Genomic DNA, 21,210 nt, shown 5'->3' with positions numbered 1-21,210 from the left:
ACCGATTGATATTTTTTACGAAAACCATTTAATCAAATAGCTCAATAAAATACCAACAATACCAAAGTCTGAATCACCAAATGTCGTGTTTTCAAACCCTAGCGACCCAAGAACTGGCAAAAGAAGCGCCGGCAAGAACGAAATGAGAAGTCCGTTGACAAAAGCCCCCAAAATAGCTCCGCGTCTGCCTCCTGTAGCATTTCCAAAGACACCTGCTGCTGCTCCTGTGAAAAAGTGGGGAATCAGTCCAGGCACGATTACCTTTAAACCGACAGCCGGCAAAATAAGCATGGAAATCATTCCAGCAACAAAGCTTGATAAAAAGCCAATAATGACGGCATTTGGTGCATAAGGAAATACAGTCGGACAATCGAGAGCAGGCTTGGCATTGTTTACGACTTTATCGGCAATCCCTTTAAAAGCGGGAACAATCTCGGCAATTAACATCCGCACTCCAGCAAGCACCACATATACGCCAGCAGCAAATGTAATTCCTTGCATTAACGAGAAAACAAGAAAATTGACGCCGCCGCTTAACTGTGTTTCAACGAACTCTTTGCCCGCCAATGGTACAACAATCAGAAATAAGATCGTCATCGTCAGCGACATCGCTACGGACGTATCACGCAAAAAGCTCAACGATCTTGGTACGTGCAAATCCTCAGTAGAGCGCGCTTTATTGCCAAAGCGCTTGCCGATCCATGCAGACGCAAAATATCCGACAGATCCAAAATGCCCTAAAGCAACTTGATCTGTCCCGGTCACTTGACGCATATATGGCTGAAGCAGAGCCGGCATGAATACCATCAAGGCGCCGAGAATAATCGAACCGATCACGACAAGAAGAGCTCCAGCAACACCGCTTGTTGCCAACACTGCTGAAATTAAGCAAGCCATAAATAACGTATGATGTCCAGTTAAAAAAATGTATTTAAAACGGGTAAACCGAGCAAGAAGCAGGTTGACAATCATCCCAAACAGCATAATGAGCGCCGTTTCTTTGCCAAATGTTTGCTGGGCAATTGCGACAATCGCTTCATTATTCGGAATGACCCCTTGAATCGCAAAAGCTTTTTCAAATAATTTGCCAAACGCATCAAGTGATTGGATCAGAATCGCGGCACCGCCGTTGAGAAGAATAAATCCCATAATGGTTTTTAACGTTCCTGAAATAATGTCAGAAACACGCTTTTTTTGCAGCACAAGCCCCAAAAACGCGAACAACCCCACTAAAATGGCTGGTGATCCCAAAATATCCTTCATTAATAAATCTAACATCCGCCTCTCCCCCTTGTTGTTTATACATACTGCTGTAAGACGGATTTCAACTCTTGCATGTCGAAAATATTGGCTAGTTTAGCGACTGCCCTTGTTCCGTCGTCAAGGACATCCATTAAATCCTTCGCACCGACGTACAGATCCGCTTTTTCGGTTTTGCTTGCAGCTAAATCTGTATGGGACACATCGGCCTCAATTCCCAGATCCTGTAAAGAGTTTTTCGCATTTAACTCGATCATAAAGCTGCTGCCAAGCCTGTTGCCGCAGACCACCAAAATTTTTTTTCATCCTTTTCACCTCCTTTCGTCTGCTAAAGACGCAACGGGACTTCGCCTTTTCACATTCGAAACTGAAACTCGATGGTTAGGGTTAAGCGTTTCATTGATCGATTGCTAGAAGCGGCGGTTGTTCAGACCTGGCCGCATAAACGGGTCATAAAGCAAGCTGCAAACTGCTGACCTTCCCAAAATTATTCTTGTATTTTATCTACCATACATTTCAAAAGTCACATACCTAGTGCGCGTGATCCACTGCAAATAAACGGATAAGATCGCCTTTATTTCCTAACAGCGCCGCCTATTATGAAAGCGCTTTTAAATAGAGACGGGAGGTTACTGCTGCTCAAATGATGACCTTACGTACGTGATGTTTTCACCTTGTTAGATCCCCCGGCCGATTGCTTTTTTTGATGATGGTTTGTCATGTAACCGTTATGCAATTACATGCAGCCATATCCATCGTCGCTTTTCAATATGCAACACAATCCATAAAATGAATGTGGGTTAAAGAAAGCGAGTCAGTCAGCAGAGAACGCTCTTCTCCTCTTGCCTAAGAAAACAGAAAGAGGGACATGCCATAAAAATCGGCTTGAGCTATTTTCTTATTTTCATATGTATGACATGATGGTGAAAATATTAATCTTAATAGAAATCCCCTTCGTATCCACAGCATTTTATACCCATACAGAAGTCGAAAACTCAAACAGAAAAAGGGCGTTCCCACAAAATTATGGGCCCCCCTTTTCCTTCAGCGGTTCTATTTTATTCAGTTTCTGGTTTTTCCGCTGTTACTCCTACTTCTTTCCATTTCCAGTTGAATGGATCGATATCAGCCGTAAAGTTTTTCACGCGATTATTCACAGCAAATATTTGTGAACGATATAAGGTTGGAATCACCGGCACTTCTTCATTCATTAATTCTTGCCATTGGTTATAAATACCTTTCCGGTATTGTTTATCGAAGGCTTGTTCAGAATGGCCTTTTTCAAGCAATTCATCATTTTTTTCGTTCACCCACCGAGAATAGTTGAACATAACATTGCGGCCGTATAGCCCGTACGGGTCGACATCGGTCCCTGTTCCCCATGCCGCTGCAAAGATATCCACTTTTGGATCGTCTTTTTCAACCATATCGTAAAATGAATTAAACTCTGCTAAACGGCCATCCACAAGCTGCACATTCAAACCGACTTCCTTCCAGCATTGGATATAAAACTTAGCAAGCGGTTCCGCAATATCTCCTCCACTCATTGAAAGGAAATTGATTGTAAATTTCTTTCCATCTGGATCTTCGCGAAGACCATCCCCATCTTTATCTTTATAGCCCGCTTCATCTAACAGTTTTTTCGCTTTCTCAGGATTATATGAATATCCTTTTGCATTTTCGTCATGATAGCCTGGAAATGATGGCGGAATGAGTGTAGTGGCCGGGAAGCGGAGCCCATGATATAGTTTGTCGGCAACCGCCTGATTGTCAATGGCGTACGCCATTGCTTGGCGCAGCTTTTTATTTTGGAATTTCGGATTATCCATGACATTTTCTTGTTTTTCTGCATCCCAATGCCCCAGCTTAAATCCAATATAATTATAGGCTAACTCAATGTTGCCAACGAATTGAATATTTTTTGTTCCTTTTGCGCTGACATATTGATCAGTTGGAAATTGTGCAACATCGATTTCTCCTTTTTTTAATGCCTGCAACACAACTTTTGGATTGACAACTTTAACGATAACGCCTTTTAAGTTCGGCTTTCCGCCGTAATAATCATCATTGCGTACAAGTTCAACCGACTCACCCGGAACGATCTTTTTCACTTTGAATGGCCCGAAACCGATCGGGTTTTTGCGGATTTTATCGGATTGCGCCATTTGTTTGATTGGAATATCTTTTAAATAATGCTTGGGCAATGGATATGCCCAAATGCCTGTTAAGATGGACGGGTTTGCATGCTTATATGTGATGGATAATGTTTTGTTATCGATCACTTTAATTCCAGAAATATTCGCTGCTTTTCCCGCATGATATTCATCCATGCCAACAATGTCCTGAATGAGTGCGTCTCCGTAGCGGACACCTGTATAATCCTTATGGCCAATGACTAAATAGGCATACTCTAAATCTTCTGCTTTAACAGGTTCTCCATCATGCCAGTTGACATTGTCTTTAATTTTAATCGTGATCGTTTTTTTATCATCAGAAAGCTCATACGTTGCGGCACCGTCATTCGTAATTTCATAATCCCCGTTTACATGGAACAGTGACTCATCAAAAAAATGTAAAATTTCCACATCTGGCTGGCCTTGATAAAATGCATAATTCAGCGTTCCTTCAAAAGGCGTATCGTAAACAAGCCCATACGTCAACACCCCGTCAACAATCTTGCCATCGTTTTTGACCGCCATCGGGAAGTTTCCGATCGTTTCTTTTTGCGTTGTCTGCGTGTTTTTGCTATTCTTTCCATCGCTGCTTGTTGTGCTGTTTGTGCAAGCCGCTAGCAAAATCGAAAAACCGACTAACAAGCTTAAAAGCTTCCCATACCTTTTTTTCAATGTCCATTTCCCCCTTTATCCTAGCCGCTGTCTCGCGTCAGCTGCTCTTTTTAATGCTTGACCAATAAAATTTATGCACAGCATGATCACTAAGATTAGCAATGATGCCGGAAGCCATACCCACCATTTATTTTGTAAAACATCCGGATTTGTCGCATAGCTTACTAGTGTGCCAAGGCTCGGTGTGCTTTCGGGCAGCCCAAATCCTAAGTAGCTCAATCCGGATTCGATGCCAATATTCCCAGCGAGATTTAGCGTTAAATTCACAATGATGATCGAACTTAAATTGGGCAAGATTTCGCGTATCATAATTTTCCAATCCGGAGTGCCGAGTGTTTTTGAAGCACTGACATAATCCAGCTCCCTTTCAGCCAATGTTTTAGCTCTAATCAACCGCGCTTTCCCAGTCCACAAAAAAGCGCTCATGATTAAAATAAATGTAAAGACATTATACTTTGGTACAATCGCTACAAAAACGATGACAAGCATTAAAAAAGGCAAAACCAAAATAAAATCAATGATACGCATAATCACATTGTCAATGATCCCGCCATAGTATCCAGCAATTAACCCTATGGCAAGGCCAATGAAGCCGGTCAAAAGTGTAATGAGCAAACCAATTGTAAAGGAATTTCGGGCGCCAATAATCAATTGACCCAAAATATCTCGTCCTCCATAATCGGTGCCTAACCAATGTTCCGCAGAAGGCGGCGCGTAGATAGACAGTAAATCCACTTTCACAATTTTGTCTTGATCTAAAAAAAGCGCAGATCCATAGACGATAAGAAGAATGCACGAAAGAACAACGAGAGAAATAAGCGCTAGCTTATCTTTTATCATTTCACGCCATAATATGAAGAGGCTTGACGGACTTTGACTAACATCCTTCGCTATTTGCTGAGAATCATTCAAATTTGCCCTCATAATCGTTCCTCCATTTGTACTATTCAATTCTAATGCGCGGATCTACAGCACTTAAAATGATGTCGGATAACAAAGTTCCTATTAATGTCGCCAAACCTGAAATCATGACAAGTGCTGTGACTACGCTATAATCGCGCTGCATAATGGATTGAAGGAACAGCTGTCCTAGCCCCGGATAGCTATAAATAGATTCTAAAAATATGGAACCGCCAATAAGCCCCGTAATTTCATACCCTAAAAAAGCGGCAATCGGTAAAAATGAATTGCGTAAAATATGATGAGAGTAAATTTTCGATTCCGGTATCCCCTTGGCTCGCGCTGTTTTCACAAAATCTTTAACCTTCGTATCGATAATCTCACTTCGCAAATATTGAATAATACCAACCGTGCCAATAAGAGCACCAGACAAAGCCGGCAGAAGGAGATGATAAAATTTATTGATATAATAGTCCAATGTCCCCTTCTCTACTTGAATATCGACACTTCCTCCCGTTGGAAACCACCCTAGCTTAAATCCAAATACAAACAGCATAACTAAGGCAAAAATAAATAATGGTGTAGCAAAACTAACATAGCTATAACCAACAATGAGTTTGTCCGCCCAAGAATCTTGCCAACGCCCGGAAACCAATCCTAATGGTATGGCAATAAGATAGGTAAGCAATAGAACGCACGCGGATAATAAAAGAGTATTGGCCAATCTGCCGGATAGAAGATCTGTTACGGGCTGTTGATGAATATACGAAAGACCAAGATCTCCATGCAAAAGATTTTTCACCCATCTTACGTATTGAATATGGACAGGATCATTTAATCCGAGCTTTTCCCGCATTTCCATTAACGTATTGGCGTCCATCTTTGGAGATTGGGCCAACTGTCCAGTAAGCGCGTCACCCGGCATTGCTTTAGCTAATGCAAAAACGAGAATACTCAAAATCAATAATTGAGGAATCATCATCATGATTCGTCGCAATATAAACTTCAGCATGTTTCGACTTCCTCTCTCACAAAATAGCAACAGAATGTGTGTCTGAGATGCGCTTTAACGGATAAGCCTTCCCTTCCGCATTAAAATAACGCTGCCAAGAAAGCTTATATTCTTTTTCAACGTGCTGGCGAAGCTTTATTTGTTCTTGTTTTTTTCGAGGATCGACATTAGGAATCGCCGAAATCAGCCGTTTGGTGTAAATATGCTGCGGATTGTTGAATATCTCCTGGCTTGCGCCTTCTTCAACAAATTGTCCTCTATACATAATCCCGATACGGTCACACATGTGACGGATAATCCCTAAATCATGACTAATAAACAAATATGTTAGCTGAAATTCTGTTTGAATGTCTTTCATAAAATTTAACACTTGAGCTTGTACAGATACATCTAAAGCTGACACAGGTTCATCTGCAATAATCAGTTTGGGATGAAGCGTTAAAGCGCGCGCAATGCCAATGCGTTGCCGCTGTCCTCCAGAAAACTCATGCGGATATTTATAGATAGAATCCGGATGAAGGCCTACTCTCTCGATTAGATACTGGACTTTTCGTTTTTCTTCTTGAGGAGATAGCTTTTCAAAATTGCGTATCGGTTCGGCAATAATATCAAGAACTCGTTTTTTAGGGTTAAGCGATGAATATGGATCCTGAAAAATCATTTGAATGTCTTTGCGATGATATGACCGTTCACGGCGATTCAGTTTTGCAAGATCCTTGCCCTCTAGTAAAATCTCCCCCGCTGTTGCTTTGATTAAGCCAATTAACGTTCGCCCTGTTGTCGTTTTGCCACATCCCGATTCGCCGACCAATCCGTATGTCTCTCCTCGGTTCAATTGAAAGCTTATATCATCGACCGCTTTTACATGGCCGACTACTCTGCGAAAAAAACCACTACGAATCGGATAATATACTTTTAAATGATTGACTTTAAGAAATTCCATATTTCATGTCCCCTATATGGTCATGTGGAAAGTGAAAGTTTTTATAGCAAATGCAACGTACAAAATGCCCCGGTTCCACTTCTCGCAAAATCGGCTGCTCTTCATGTTCTGATTCATCGATCCATCCAATTCTTGAGCGAAATCGGCATCCCGTTCTTGGCAATTTTTGAAGCGGCGGAACGATGCCTTGGATGACATGAAGCCTTTCTTTTGGATGTTGGGCAGATGGGATGGACTGGAGCAATGAACGTGTATACGGGTGCAAAGGGCGATCAAATAGCGTATAAACATCCGCCATTTCAACAATTTCACCTGCATACATCACCGCTACACGATCCGCCATTTCCGCTACCACTCCTAAATCATGCGTAATTAAAACAATGCCTGTATTCATCTGCTGCTGGAGTTCTCTTAATAGATCCATAATCTGTGACTGAATCGTGACATCTAATGCTGTTGTCGGCTCATCCGCAATGATTAATGAAGGGTGACAAGCAATCGCCATCGCAATGACAATTCTCTGTCTCATTCCCCCCGACAGCTCATGCGGGTACCGATGATATACTTGATTTGGATTAGGAATGCCAACACGTTCTAACAACTCTATCGTACGGCCTCTTTTTTCTAGCGAAGAAAGAGACAGATGAAAATCCATTCCTTCTTCAATTTGTCTTCCTACCGTCATGAGCGGATTGAGAGCGGTAAGCGGATCTTGAAAAATCATCCCTATATCCTTTCCGCGAATTTTATTTAGTTCATGGACAGATAATGATAACAAATCGGTTCCATGAAACAGAATCTTTCCTTCTAATTTCGTTTTTGCAGGCGGATGCAACCCCATAATGGATAGAGCCAAGGCACTTTTGCCGCAGCCTGACTCGCCCACAACAGCAAGCACCTCATTTTTGTGAACATTGAGCGATACCCCATCAACTGCAGCATAATAGGCATCATGAACCCGAAAGGAAACTCGTAAGTTTTCGATTTGTAAAACTGGCTGGTTAGACAAATCATCACCTCCATATCAGAGATTAAAAAGTCTTTTTTTTCTGAATATTTTTATTGATATATTATTACATTAATATAAAAAATCAAATATTTTTTAGTAAATATTCCTTAATTTCTCAATATATCTAAATATAATCTATTTCATTGCACCTAAATCCCTGTTTATTTCTCAACATGTTAAAAGATGACGTCCTCCATAAAAGCGAACTTCGATATAGATACAAGCGGCTCTCCAAGCATCTGTAAATGTTTTTCGTCGTTCTTTCCGTTCATAAGCCGGATGACTAAACCACACCTCTTCACAAAACAAAATCAGAAATAGAGCTGAAAGTGGCGTTGCTCCAACCTTGTTCACGCAGCTGCATCCCCAAAAAAGATCAGTCACTAAGATTCTTCTGAACGTGGAATTCGTTTCATTTTTAATGATGTAAATAAAGCAAAAATCCCCCTTTCGTGATCGAAAGGGGGAACAGGTTATAAATGAAACCGCTCAATGGTTTCAAATAAGTCTTGTGCTTTGCTATTCAGCGACTGGACCGATGAGGAGATTTCCTGCATGGAAGCGAGAAGCTGTTCGGCCGCGGCTGCCACCATTTGTGTTTGCTGTCCGGATTCTTTAGAAATATGCTCCGTCTCGTGAATCGTTTCTGAGAGCTGCTGCAGTGATGACTCCATCATGGAAAGCTTGGCAGACACCCCGTTAATTTGTTCAGTCACAGCATCGGTTGAGGATAAAATCTTTTCAAAAATGGTTCCTGTGCGATTGGCTACTTCTACTCCTTTTTCCGCTTCTCGCAGCACATGTTCCATAGCTTTCATCGATTGGGACGTATCATCCTGAATCTCACTCAGCAGTTCATGAATTTGCTTAGCCGATTGCGAGGACTGTTCAGCGAGCTTGCGAACTTCCTCGGCCACGACAGCAAAGCCTCTTCCCTGCTCTCCAGCACGCGCCGCTTCAATCGCTGCATTGAGGGCCAGCAAATTCGTTTGCTCAGCAATAGCTGTGATCATTTGTGTCATCTGTCCAATATTATTTGAACGCTCATAAAGTGTTTGAATGAACCGCGAAGATTGCGAGACTAGTTCGTTGACGCTGGACATTTGCTGCATCATTTGCCGAACGGATTCACTTCCGCTCTTTGCCTCGTTTGTCATTTCAAATGAAGAAGTTGCTACTTGCTTTGCCCGATCCGCGATAAAGTGCGTATCGCGTAAAAGCTCATGAATCGAGTGCGTATTTTGTTCCGCATATTTCAATTGCTGTTCAGCACCCACAGCAACATTTTCAATTGTTGTCGCCACTTGTCCTGCCGCTTGTGCCGTCTCCTCGGTAATGGCTGTCAATTCTTCTGATGCAGCAGATACCTCTTCCGTCATTTGCTGGTTGACAGAAATGATCGAACGAAATGAATCGACTAATTCATTAAACGAATGGGCGATATGAGAAAACTCATCATTTGTTCGAATATTCATTCGTCCTGTCAAATCTCCAGTAGCCGCCTGTTTAATCGCCATCTCTGTTGCTGAAATATGATAACGAACAGAAAAATAAAAAGCGATAAACAGATAAATCATAATAATCGATGCAGCTAACATGACGGAAATAGTCAGCCATTTATTCATATTTACCGATTGAGAGCGTTCATGAATTCGATCTTCCAAGAGTTTGACGCTGAATGTGGATAACTCATATAGCCGCTCGTTCGCCTGGCTTGTCTTTTCATATATTTCCTTCGGTTGAATAGACACTTGTCCAACCATTAAAAAATCCTTATCCATCATTCCTGACATGCTGATGACTTCGGTCATAGCCATGTCTTTATGTTGGTCAAACTGATTCTGCAACGCTTTATGATTAGCAAACATCAGCGAAGCAGATCGGTTCAGCGCATTTAACGAATTATCAATGGCATTTAAAAAATAAGTCATTTTCGATTGATCGATCTCATATATTTGCGTGCTGAGCGACATTTTCACCCCAAGTGCCTGCGCCGAGCTAATGAGCTCCGTTAAAGTAGGAATTTTTTCAACGATGACATCGGCAAGATAGTTATTATCAATATCATCATCCAACGCTAAATTAGAACGGTCTGTCACATTCATCATCATATCTATAAAATTATTAATCATAATGTTATGGCGTGAAACCGTTTCGTCCATTGTATAGGATGTCCACCCTTTTTTCATTTGTTCCCAGGATTCATAAATTTCCTTCCATTGCTTGTCTACTTTGAATACATCCTCATATGTTTTTTGCATAGCCTGTATTCTCTTAAAAACTTGATCCAGCTTGTTTTCATCGGCTTGAATGCTTTGTTCGCTTGATTGATCCCCAGATAGGTAAAGGGTGGTATGCTCGCGGTGGTCTTGGAGCGCTCTTAGCCCGGTTAAAAAGTCTTGGACATACAACAAGCCCATTTTTTCTTTTTCTATAAAATTCGATTTCGTTTCTAGTTCACGAATGTAAAATATTCCAATCGTTGCAAGCGAAAAAATAAAAACAATAAATAAGAGCATAAATTTTTTTCCAAATTTTAATTGGTTTAACAATTGCGCTCCTGGCTGAAATAGTTGCATCTTCGTCCGTCACTCCTTGCTTGAAAAAATATTATTTAGAAAATTATGATTAATTTTTATTTTATCAAAAAAGCAACAAAATGAAAAAGATTATTTGAACGGAATCTAGGGCTTTTTTCTCACTGACCGCATAGCTTTATCACATTTTTTATTTCCAAATTCATAGATGCCATTTCACCGGTCGAGCGACCGAACAACTCCCATACTAACAAATGAATTTGTCTGTAAGCGTCGATTGTCCCATGCTCTCTCTGCCATCTTTCCATATGTATAGAGGAAAATGATCAGGACGTGCTTAAGGGAGTCTATCGTTCCCTTCGCTCTGTTTTCAAACCGTTATATTTAAGAAATTTGCCAAAGAAGGAAAAGAGGAATCTCATACTTATAAGAATGTTAAGTGTGAGAGACTTCTCGGTAGGTAGGTTAAATAAAAATCACAGGGAACCCTCAAAGGGTTTCCCTGTTTTGTTAAATTAAAAACCGTTAATCATCATATGATTCTACGTTATGGTTGTATCGTTTATTTTGCAAAACCTCTTTGTTTTTGGATATTACTTCAATTTCATACGTTTCATCGTTTTTAAGAAGAGAAGGTAGATTTTGAGAAACAATAACGTTATTCGTTAACTCCATCCAATCTTTTATTTCTTTCTCAGCAAAATCGGACTCAGAATAAGAGGATTTTAGAATGTATGTAATGGATTGGGGATTAAAGCCAATGGCAATGCCTATATATTTGTTACTTTCTCTTTTTAATTTCTTATCAATTTTCGATACGACGGACATCCATTTTCTTTCCCTTTCTGCTTGTTCAACATCGATTATTTTCACTTGAATGGATACATTGTGATCTTCCAACTCATTTTGGATGTAATTTTTTATAGCTTCTTTTGTATGGGACAGATTAGGCTCTTTGTTTGATAATTGTACGATTATTTCTTTATTTTTGGGGCTATACGAAATCACTCCAATATGATAGCCTTTCCTATCTAATTCTTGTGAGAGCTTAGCTAGATCAATATCTTCCTGCTCATTTTGATGTAAGCGAGATAAAAGATAGATTATTCCGACAATAAATAATAGGGATAATGCAGTAAAGCCAAATAATTGCTTTTTATTCATCTTATGTCTCTCCGTTTCTCATCACAAGTGTTGATGATCCATTTTTTACTAAAAATACGGAATGATATCGCTAGGCATCAAGCAATATCCATTAGTTTTTATTGGATTATCAACACACCTGTTTTCTCCTAATAAAAATTCTCGTAGCGCTAGAAAAAATAGATTCACTGATGACCCTCGTAATGAATGGTATCTGTCAAAACTCACGGTTAGAAGCGGATCATTGCTCACATGAAGACCAATATTGGGGGATCGAATTTTCGATCATGATGGCAAGCGCCACCGGTTAAAAATTCCCTCGCCCCATTGCCAAAGCCAATCAATCGTTACCTGCACAACTAATGAGAAGAAGGAAAAGCTGCATGGCTTTATTTACATTTCATTTTTGTTTTTTCTTACAACAAAGATCGCTACAGCCTTGCCCCCATCCAAATCCAAGAAAGCACTGCACAGATTCGTACCGCTTCATATAGGTTTTATTTTAACGATATTTCCATGCATCAACATTGTACCCTAACAGAACTATTCTAACAAGAGAGATTTATAAATTTACACATATATGGAATAAAAATCCTTTTCCATTGTTGTATAGCCGAGCAAAACCACTTTACGAACCATGAAGGGGCTCAATTGCGTTTCGACCGTGAGTTTTTACAGACATCGTTCGTTCCATCTTTATAAACATACTATAATCCCCTCGGCTATTGGGCACGAGAACCGCTTTGATCGCCGAGGGGAAGCTAAAAACGTGATATTTATCATTCCATTCTACCAAAAGGTTTGTTTTTCCCAAGTGTTGAAGATTGATGATCTGGCTCATTTTATGAACGAGCCTGTTTTTTTCGGCTAGCAATATCAATCCATACCGCGAGAACAAGAATGCTTCCTTTCACTATATACTGCCAAAATGTTTCCATTCCTAATAACGACATGCCATTATCAAGCGAGGTCATGACCATCGCCCCAATAATTGCTCCAATGATCGTACCTGATCCACCAACAAGCGAGGTTCCACCGATGACACACGCAGCAATGGCGTCAAGCTCATACATTTGCCCTGCTGAAATGGTGGCTGATGAAAGACGAGCAGTGAGTACGATAGCAGCAATGGCTGACAGTAAACCCGTAAAAACAAATAGAATCATCGTATGACGTTGAATATGAATTCCGGATAAACGCGCCGCCTCCGCATTGCCGCCAATCGCGTACACATGGCGGCCAAACGTTGTTTTATTCGCAATAAACGAAAAAATAAGCGCCAAGCCAATAACAAAGATAATCGGAAACGGAATACCTTTATAGCTGTTCATTGTGAATACAAATGCTACAATAAGGGCACTGATCGCCATTACTTTTGCCATTTCAAGAGAGAGGGGAGCTACAGAAAAACCGTAACGCTGCCGCGACCGCCGTTTTTGTATCGTTGAAATCACAAGAGCTGCAATCGCCACCACTGCTAAAACGACTCCAAAGCCATTGGTGAAATAAGCGCTCCCTAACGCAATAAAATTAGCGTCTGAAATAGGAACAGTCGTCGATTTCGTAATTCCCATGAGCACACCACGAAACACCATCATTCCACCCAGTGTTACAATAAAGGCTGGAATCGCTCGGTAGGCAACGAGCCATCCTTGCAGCATTCCAATCAACGCACCGGCTACGAGTGTACCTAAAATGACGACACTTGTGGGCATGCCCATCCAGTTGCTCAAAATAGCGGCAAGTCCTCCTGTTAAACCGACAATGGAACCAACGGAAAGATCAATATGTCCCGCCACAATGACAAATACCATACCAATCGCTAAAATGGCAGTAACAGACATTTGCGTAAATAAGTTAGAAAGATTTCGCGCACTTAAAAACGTATCATTTAAAAAGCCAAAAAAAATCCAAATCACCACTAACGCGCCAATCATCGTATAGGCGCGAATGTCTATTTTCCCCCATATCGGATCCCGTTTCTTTTCCACTGTATGTTCGTTATGGATGACCGTTTTTGCTTCCATACTATTTCCCTCCTGTCGCTGCCATCATAATATTTTCTTGCGTTGCTTCCTCGTGAGTAAACTGCTTAACGATCCGGCCTTCGCGCATAACGAGAATACGATCGCTCATTCCCAGGATTTCCGGGAGCTCTGATGAAATCATGATAATGGCTACACCTTCCTCAGCAAGCTTGTTCATTAAATGATAAATTTCATATTTAGCTCCAACATCAATCCCCCGCGTCGGTTCATCCAAAATCAAGATCTTCGGTTTAGCCATCAGCCATTTCGCCAAAACGACCTTTTGCTGGTTTCCTCCTGACAGCGTTCCGACTGGTGTTTCCAATGAAGCGGTTTTTGTTCTAAGCTCCTGGACATAATTTTGGCTCCACTTTAATTCTTCATTTTGATTAATGACGCCGAATTTACTCATATTTTTTAAGCTTGCAAGAGTTGTATTAGCTTTGACATCCATCCCGAGCACAAGTCCGAGACGTTTTCGATCCTCGGTAACAAGCGCGATCCCTTCACGAATCGCATCCTGCACAGTACGGATGCGCACTTTCTTTCCTTCAATCCATACTTCTCCTTCTACTTTTCCTTCATAAGCGCCAAATAAACTCATTGCCAGTTCTGTACGACCGGCTCCCATCAGCCCTGCAATACCGACAATTTCCCCTTTCCTTACGGATAAATCAATATCGTGATTGACTTTCATTGGCTTGTCTTTATGCCAAACTGAATAATGTTTAACTTCTAATACCACTTCTTGGGGATTCCGTTTCATATATGGATAACGCTCCGTCAATTCACGGCCAACCATTAATGAAACGATTTGATCCTCATTCGTTTTTGTTCTAGATAATGTGGCGATGGATTTGCCATCGCGCAAAACGGTAATCGAATCGGCTAAGCGAAACACTTCCGGCATTTTATGAGAAATATAAATGCAAGCGACCCCTTGACTCCGCAACTGTTCCAAAATGCCTAACAAAATTTCGACTTCGCTTTCTGTAAGCGCCGCTGTCGGCTCATCTAAAATCAAAATTTTCGCTTGCTTGGCCAGCGCTTTGGCAATTTCGACCAACTGTTGCTGGCCAATCCCTAATGACTGCATTTTGGTTTGCGGCGCAATGTCTAAACCTACCTTTTTCAGCCATTTTTCCGCTTCATAATACAGTTCATCCCATTGGACTATGCCAAATTTTTTAGGTTCACGTCCAAGAAACAGATTTTCACCGACGGTCATTTCTTTGACAAGGGCAAGCTCTTGATGGATAATAGCAATTCCTGCGTTCTCAGCATCAACAATATGGCGAAACATAACTTCCTGGCCATCAATGCGGATGGTTCCGGAATATGTTCCAACTGGATAAAGCCCGCTCAATACTTTCATTAAGGTGGATTTACCCGCACCATTTTCACCACAAAGAGCATGAATCTCTCCTTTTTTCACTTTAAAGCTGACACGATCAAGCGCTTTTACGCCGGGAAATTCTTTGGTAATGTCCATCATTTCTAACGCATACATATGCCTCACTCCCGTGCTATCAATCTCCTTTAAAAAGAAGGGGCTGGCCCTATAAGCCAATTCCCCTCCTCTGCGGCTTTATTGCTTCGGCCATTGATCCTTTGGAACATTTTTAAATACATCTTCAAGCTTTTGATATCCATCTTTAATGACCGTCTCCACAATATTATCTTTTGTGACTGCAATTGGATCTAACAGCACAGATGGAACATCAATTTTACCATTAGAAACGGTTTGGTTCGTGTCAATTTTTTCCCCTTTTGCAACCGCTACTGCCATTTCCGCCGCTTTTGTCGCAATTTCTTTAATTGGTTTGTATACCGTCATGGTTTGTGTTCCTTCTACGATACGCTGAAGCGCTGCCAGTTCTGCATCCTGACCGGAAACTGGTACTTTTCCTGCCAGCCCTTGAGCAGCGAGAGCTTGAATCGCACCACCGGCTGTTCCATCGTTCGCCGCAATAACGGCTTGAATATTATTGTTGTTTGCTGTCAACGCATTTTCCATATTTTTGAGAGCTTCTTCAGGCTTCCAATCTTTAGAGAACTGATCGTAGACAATCTTGATATCTCCTTTTTCCGCCAGTGGTTTTAATACATTCATCGCCCCTTCGCGGAATAAATGAGCATTGTTGTCTGTATCTGCACCGCCGATGTATACATAATTTCCTTTTGGCGCTTTTTCCACAATCGCTTTTGCTTGCATTTCGCCAACACGCACATTATCAAAAGAGATATAGTAGTCGACATCCGAATTTTTAATTAACCGGTCATACGAAATCACTTTAATTCCTTCTTTATGCGCTTTTTCTACAATCGCAGCGGATGCTTCTGCGTTATGCGGCACTACCACAAGAACATCGACGCCTTCGGAAATCAGCTGTTCAGCTTGGCTTAGCTGGGCTGCATCGTCGCTGTTGGCCGCAAGCGTTTTTACCTCTGCACCAAGCTCTTTCGCTTTTGCTTCAAACATTTCTTTATCGTGCTGCCACCGTTCTTCTTTCAGTGTATCGAGCGAAAAGCCGATCACAATCTTATCATCTTTTTTCTTTGCATTGTCAGCGGTTTCATTTCCCGATGAAACGACGCCGCATGCCGTGAGCGCGGATGCCAGCACAAACACCGCTGCCCCTTTTGCCGCCTGTTTCCACCATTTCACTCTGTATTCCCCCTTTAAAAGTTTCCCTAATTTTCAAATTAATCATAGCATGATCAAAGAAAGCGTTTTCTTCTAGCATTCTTCATTTCTTTGTCCGATCATCGCACAAATACCATACTTTACTTCCGTGATTTGCGAAATGGATAGCATTTTTTTGTCATGGGACAAAAAAATACAGACAATCTATGATGATCGTCTGTCAATGTGCTCCCGATATTGCTTTGGAGTCATATTCGTTATTTTTTTAAAGACGCGGCTAAAATAGTTTGGATCTTTATAGCCGACATCATAACATATTTCTTTTATATTCAAGCTTGCGTCACGCAAAAGCTGCTTCGCTTTTTCAATCCGCAATCCTGTCACATAGTCGCTAAAGGTTTGGCCGGTTTGTTTTTTAAACAGCTTGCTGAAATAATGCGGAGTCAAATGGACTGATTGTGCCACCTCTTCAAGCGAAAGGTCCCGATCGTAATTTTCCTGCAAAAATTCTTCTACCTGTTCGATTACCGATTGCTGTTTGTCTACTGCCAGCGGCTTCCATTCCTCTGAGCTTGCAGTCAACGGTACATCAGCAATATGCTGAACCCGTCCAAACACCGGCAAATAATAAAGAGCGGCGGCGGCTTCTTGATACGATTGCTTCAAACCTATGATCCCTTTTTGAATGGTGCCAATTCCTATTTTGATTCTTATTTGCAGTATTTTTTCAAGCTGTTTCATGAGTTTTTGCGCAAACGAAACGGTTTTTCCCTCCCAATGATCATCAGATTTGAAAAAAATAGAAAATTGACGGTCTATAAGCGGGCTGCATAAGCAATGCCCCACCCCTTGAACATGGTGTTTCATGGCTTCCAGCGCTTCAGGGCGTTCAGGCATCGATTCTAATTGAACAGCTAAAGCAAAACCAGACTCTATTTCCATTGGAATCATTTGTTTTTCATCAAAATCGGCAATATGCCCCATCAAAAAAAGAGTAAAGGTGGACTCGCTGAGAGCATATAGCTTTGCCAGCTTTTCTTTTGTATCAAGCTCCGCTTCGCGCGCTTTTCTTTCAGCGTCAATTTCCGCTGTCAATTTTTTGAGCACCGAAACAATTTGCTCTTTTTTGACCGGCTTCAGTAAATATTCGCTAACCCCCAGCGAAATTGCTTCTTTTGCGTATGCAAAATAATCATAGGCGGTGACGATCACGATTTTCATCATCGCGTGTGTTTTGCGAATTTCGGCAATGGCCTCCAGTCCATGAATTCCCGGCATTTTAATATCCATAAATACAATATCAGGCTTGTGCTGTTCCACTTGTTGAATGGCACTGCGCCCATGCTCAGCATGAAAAATAACAAATTGATGGGGCAGCAGCCGTTCAATCATTAATTGCAGTCCCTCCCTTTCAAGTGGCTCATCATCAGCGATTAGCAGCTTGTACATCCTTCTCTCCCCCTTCTCGTTTTGGCAACATCAAAATAATGGATGTGCCTTTATTGGGCGCGCTACAAATATCGACAATGTCTTCTGTGCCATAAAATAATCGAAGTCTGCGCAAAACGTTAGCCATTCCAAGCCCCGTCGAATGTCCCTTTTTAGAAAATGAATAAGATGACGATTGCAAAATCGCTTGGCGAACTTCTTCTTCCATCCCGGTTCCATTGTCACTTATGACAACATGGATGCGATCTCGCTTCTGACGAACAGATAAGCGAATCACTGCACCAGCCTCCATTCCTTCAATGCCATGAACAAAGGCATTTTCCAAAAGCGGCTGCAGCGTCAAGCAAGGGATGACTTGTCCAAGACATTCTTCAGCAATGTCGAGCTGAAACATAATTCGGTCGCGAAATCTCGCTTTTTGAATCGCAAAATATTCTTTAGCATGAGCCACCTCGTCTCGCAATGTAACAGGCTCATCAAGCTTGCGCAGATTGTAACGCAATAAATTCGAAGTGGAGATGGTTAGTTCGCTCGTTTGCTCTGCCCCTTCGATATAAGCGAGCTTGGAAATCACATTCAATGTATTGAATAAGAAATGCGGATTAATTTGGCTTTGCAGAGCCTTCAGTTCTAATTCTCGGACCAGCTTTTCTTTTTCTAATATTTCCATATTTTTCGAGATTAACGTACGCAAATTTTCCATCATTTGCTGGAAGGTTTGCCCTAGAAGTCCGATTTCGTCGTTCCCATCCATTTGCGGAATATGCGCATCCAGCTTTCCAGCCGAAATTTGCTTGGCGGCAAAGACGAGCCGATAAATTGGAATCACGATTGTTCGCGATAACCAGATGGCAAAAACGATGCTTAAAAGCGTTGTTAAAACAAATAATATTCTGCCAAGCTCATTCATTTTGCCAATATTGATTAACATCTGCTTATAAACAGGCTGATAGGCGCTTAATTCTAAATCAACAAGCGCCTGGCTATCCTCGCGAATAAACGTTGACACCTTTTCAATTTCATTATAGGGTTCTGCATAATCTGACAGCTGTTTGTTTACCATCATCTGCACAATGGATGCCTCTAACTCGATAAACACTCCTATCATGTGTTTATAGTTTTCTAGAGTTAAAGCATCATTTCCCTGCAGTTTGCGATGGCTAAGCTGCTGATGCAAATCTTCGAGCCGCTGCCGATGCTTCACAAGCAGGCGATAGTTTTTTTCGTCCTGATGAATCATATAACCACTTAAAAAACGCAAATTTTCTTGCATTTCAGACGAAACCTGTTTATATAAAAAAATGCGCTGCATCATAACATCATAGCTTTCCTGCACTTTTTTGCCGCTTTGAAAAATAAAGAAGGCGATCACATTTAAAAGCAGTACAAGCAGAGGGATAAAAATAAACAGTTTCATGCGTATTTTCATTCCGTTCCCTCCTGCTGAACATTTGTTTTGTCCACGATTTTTATCGCTGTAAAATGCTCTTTTTCAATGTGCTGGCCTGATAAATGCTTGACCATTAACTCAACAGCAGAATATCCCATATCATATGGCTGCTGGATAATCGTGGCCACAATTTGTCCTTGGCGGATCGCTTGCAGCGTTTCTGTGACATTATCAAATCCAAAAATCTGAACATCTTTGCGGTTTAAATTTTTCGTCGCCATTAGAATTCCAATAGCATCTAAGGCACTCGTTCCAACCATTACCGAGATATCAGGGTGCGCTCGCAGCATTTTTTCTGTTTGAATCGAGGCTTGGATTCGAGAAATATTGGAGGAAGCGATCGCTGCAATCGACAATAATGGATTTTGGGCAATGACTGAGCGAAAGCCTTCCAGACGAAGGTTCTGATTAGCTGACATATCACTTCCAATAATGACCCCAATTTTCTTTTTACCATTCACTCTAGAAATCACTGCTTGACCAAGCAACTTTCCCGCTTCAAGATTGTTTGTGCCGACATAAGAAAGGCGGCGACTGAGAGGGGCATCTGTATCAATTGTAATAACTGGGATTCCTTGTGCCATCGCTTTGTTAATTAACGGGGTAAACCGCACATCGTTTAAGCTTTGGACAATAATGCCGTCAACGCGGGACGCAATCGCTTTTTCTAACAGTTTCATTTGTTCATCCATGTTGGTCCTCAATGGACCAATATATTCCACATTGACATGATAATGTTTGGCTGCTTCTTTTGCCCCGCGTTCAATCTCTCGCCAATATAAATTATCAAGTTCTTGGGAAATCAAAACGAAATGAGGAAGGGCCGGTGAAGAATGAACCGTTTGCCGCAATTGCTCAACCGTTTTTTCGATTTTTTGCGTCGAAACCACAAATTGAATCAAAACATAGAGAAATAGAAAAAACAAAACGGCTAAGCTAATCGTCCATTTTTTATTTGTCATACTATTCACCCAATTTTACTATAATCCGTTTCGAAAGCGGTTACAAGCAAAAAAATAGGATTTGATTCACTTTTGTTGACATGGATGGAAGTTATAAATTGATTATTTAGAACATAGTTTGATTTGATATTGTTAGTTGTTATATGAGGTTTGTGTTCCTTTCTTTTTCGGAGCTAACTCGTTTCATCTTAAATTTTTATTCATATAACTGAATTTTTTGATTTTAAGCGTTTTCCTTCTTTATTTTTCGACAAAACCGAAAAAAAACATGGTAATATGTAATTAGATGCGATTTGAAATAGGCTAAACGGCATGATGTCTAGCCTTTTTTCCAATCTAGCAAATTGTTTTTTCGGCATTTACGACATGGAATTGGCTCAATTGCTATCGCTCAAAAGCAAAAGGCTCTCCATTCTTCTCGATGAAAACGGTCTGGTCCTCGCTTCTCTGTTCGCTGTTGAAGCATTGACACGTGCAGTATAGCAGAGTCCTTCCTTTCACTTCCGCATACTCATATGCATGGACATATCCTCAAGCCATCATTTGTTCTGCTTGGGGATTGAAGGGATGGAGGCTTATTCATTTTAGTTATCCATTTTCCGAATCGCTGAACGTTTTGCAGACAAAAGAATGAGTCTAAAAGCAGCTTATATGAAGGACTTAATATAAAGGGTATATTGTTTTCCGGCCATTATACAATCGGGGAACGAATCGATTCACAGCCTGTTAATAGGTCTTAAGGCGGTATTGTTCAGCTGCGACCTTTATCTCATTCGCGTACCGAAGGCAAGTCCACACCAACTTGCCCTCAGATCGTCGATTTTCCAGTGACTATTCCATCTTTCAGTTGCATTTCTATCATTTTGTCTTATGTCACGTCATCTCTAGGCTCGCTGAAAAATCGACCTCTCAGGTGTACATAAACTAACGGGGACTGGGGAAACTCTCGTTTTTATCATTCTCTAAATCAACGGCTGCTCAGCTAAGAATCGCTTGCTTTCATCTTTTCGTTATTTACGCAATGA

15 protein-coding genes are annotated in these 21,210 nt (G+C 41.1%); all 15 read right to left on the bottom strand.

Annotated elements, in window-relative coordinates:
- Positions 1–15: 15 nt before the first annotated feature.
- A complete protein-coding gene (locus tag AT864_RS06555) occupies positions 16–1,278 on the bottom strand; it encodes a PTS ascorbate transporter subunit IIC (RefSeq protein WP_066147462.1) in 1,263 nt (420 codons plus the stop codon).
- Positions 1,279–1,298: 20 nt separating this feature from the next.
- Entirely contained in the window at positions 1,299–1,556 is a 258-nt protein-coding gene (locus AT864_RS06550; RefSeq protein WP_255357498.1) for a PTS sugar transporter subunit IIB, read from the bottom strand.
- 762 nt (positions 1,557–2,318) lie between these two features.
- Entirely contained in the window at positions 2,319–4,106 is a 1,788-nt protein-coding gene (gene opp4A, locus AT864_RS06545) for an oligopeptide ABC transporter substrate-binding protein (protein WP_066147460.1), read from the bottom strand.
- Between the two features lie 15 nt (positions 4,107–4,121).
- Positions 4,122–5,030, bottom strand: coding sequence for an ABC transporter permease (locus AT864_RS06540; RefSeq protein ID WP_066147458.1), 909 nt, complete (start codon positions 5,028–5,030; stop codon positions 4,122–4,124).
- Positions 5,031–5,049: 19 nt separating this feature from the next.
- Entirely contained in the window at positions 5,050–6,018 is a 969-nt protein-coding gene (gene opp4B, locus AT864_RS06535; RefSeq protein ID WP_044745241.1) for an oligopeptide ABC transporter permease, read from the bottom strand.
- Positions 6,019–6,034: 16 nt separating this feature from the next.
- Positions 6,035–6,961: an ABC transporter ATP-binding protein gene (locus AT864_RS06530; protein WP_066147457.1), complete on the bottom strand. Its 927-nt coding sequence runs from the start codon at positions 6,959–6,961 to the stop codon at positions 6,035–6,037.
- Positions 6,948–7,970, bottom strand: a complete 1,023-nt coding sequence (locus AT864_RS06525) for an ABC transporter ATP-binding protein (protein WP_066147455.1) — start codon at positions 7,968–7,970, stop codon at positions 6,948–6,950. Before AT864_RS06525 ends, AT864_RS06530 begins: the two co-directional genes overlap by 14 nt.
- Positions 7,971–8,443: 473 nt before the next feature.
- Complete coding sequence (locus tag AT864_RS06515) at positions 8,444–10,549, bottom strand: methyl-accepting chemotaxis protein (protein ID WP_066147451.1); 2,106 nt, start codon at positions 10,547–10,549, stop codon at positions 8,444–8,446.
- 483 nt (positions 10,550–11,032) lie between these two features.
- Positions 11,033–11,671, bottom strand: coding sequence for a hypothetical protein (locus AT864_RS06510; RefSeq protein ID WP_066147450.1), 639 nt, complete (start codon positions 11,669–11,671; stop codon positions 11,033–11,035).
- An 821-nt stretch (positions 11,672–12,492) separates the two neighbouring features.
- Positions 12,493–13,677, bottom strand: a complete 1,185-nt coding sequence (locus tag AT864_RS06505; protein WP_044745246.1) for a sugar ABC transporter permease — start codon at positions 13,675–13,677, stop codon at positions 12,493–12,495.
- A gap of 1 nt (position 13,678) precedes the next feature.
- Positions 13,679–15,187 carry a xylose ABC transporter ATP-binding protein gene (locus tag AT864_RS06500; protein ID WP_066147448.1) on the bottom strand — a complete coding sequence of 503 codons (1,509 nt, stop codon included), beginning with the start codon at positions 15,185–15,187 and terminating at the stop codon, positions 13,679–13,681.
- Between the two features lie 78 nt (positions 15,188–15,265).
- Positions 15,266–16,345: a D-xylose ABC transporter substrate-binding protein gene (gene xylF, locus AT864_RS06495; protein ID WP_066147446.1), complete on the bottom strand. Its 1,080-nt coding sequence runs from the start codon at positions 16,343–16,345 to the stop codon at positions 15,266–15,268.
- 183 nt (positions 16,346–16,528) lie between these two features.
- Complete coding sequence (locus AT864_RS06490) at positions 16,529–17,773, bottom strand: AraC family transcriptional regulator (protein WP_066147444.1); 1,245 nt, start codon at positions 17,771–17,773, stop codon at positions 16,529–16,531.
- On the bottom strand, positions 17,751–19,202 hold the full coding sequence (locus tag AT864_RS06485; protein WP_066147442.1) for a sensor histidine kinase: 1,452 nt from the start codon (positions 19,200–19,202) through the stop codon (positions 17,751–17,753). The genes AT864_RS06490 and AT864_RS06485 overlap by 23 nt, the downstream gene beginning before the upstream one ends.
- Positions 19,199–20,185 (bottom strand): sugar-binding protein, encoded by a 987-nt coding sequence (locus AT864_RS06480; RefSeq protein ID WP_066147441.1) that lies wholly within the window; start codon positions 20,183–20,185, stop codon positions 19,199–19,201. The genes AT864_RS06485 and AT864_RS06480 overlap by 4 nt, the downstream gene beginning before the upstream one ends.
- Positions 20,186–21,210 lie beyond the last annotated feature (1,025 nt).

This window comes from Anoxybacillus sp. P3H1B, from assembly GCF_001560855.1.
Taxonomy (GTDB): domain Bacteria; phylum Bacillota; class Bacilli; order Bacillales; family Anoxybacillaceae; genus Anoxybacteroides; species Anoxybacteroides rupiense.
Note: the sequence above shows the minus strand (reverse complement) of the source record. Positions and strands in the feature narration are given on the sequence as shown.

What these genes read in the sequence shown, in the direction of transcription:
- AT864_RS06555 (WP_066147462.1), bottom strand. Translation starts at nt 1,278, where the DNA reads ATGTTAGATTTATTAATGAAGGATATTTTGGGATCACCAGCCATTTTA.
- AT864_RS06540 (WP_066147458.1), bottom strand. Translation starts at nt 5,030, where the DNA reads ATGAGGGCAAATTTGAATGATTCTCAGCAAATAGCGAAGGATGTTAGT.
- opp4B (WP_044745241.1), bottom strand. Translation starts at nt 6,018, where the DNA reads ATGCTGAAGTTTATATTGCGACGAATCATGATGATGATTCCTCAATTA.
- AT864_RS06530 (WP_066147457.1), bottom strand. Translation starts at nt 6,961, where the DNA reads ATGGAATTTCTTAAAGTCAATCATTTAAAAGTATATTATCCGATTCGT.
- AT864_RS06515 (WP_066147451.1), bottom strand. Translation starts at nt 10,549, where the DNA reads ATGCAACTATTTCAGCCAGGAGCGCAATTGTTAAACCAATTAAAATTT.
- AT864_RS06510 (WP_066147450.1), bottom strand. Translation starts at nt 11,671, where the DNA reads ATGAATAAAAAGCAATTATTTGGCTTTACTGCATTATCCCTATTATTT.
- AT864_RS06505 (WP_044745246.1), bottom strand. Translation starts at nt 13,677, where the DNA reads ATGGAAGCAAAAACGGTCATCCATAACGAACATACAGTGGAAAAGAAA.
- AT864_RS06500 (WP_066147448.1), bottom strand. Translation starts at nt 15,187, where the DNA reads ATGTATGCGTTAGAAATGATGGACATTACCAAAGAATTTCCCGGCGTA.
- AT864_RS06490 (WP_066147444.1), bottom strand. Translation starts at nt 17,773, where the DNA reads ATGTACAAGCTGCTAATCGCTGATGATGAGCCACTTGAAAGGGAGGGA.
- AT864_RS06485 (WP_066147442.1), bottom strand. Translation starts at nt 19,202, where the DNA reads ATGAAAATACGCATGAAACTGTTTATTTTTATCCCTCTGCTTGTACTG.
- AT864_RS06480 (WP_066147441.1), bottom strand. Translation starts at nt 20,185, where the DNA reads ATGACAAATAAAAAATGGACGATTAGCTTAGCCGTTTTGTTTTTTCTA.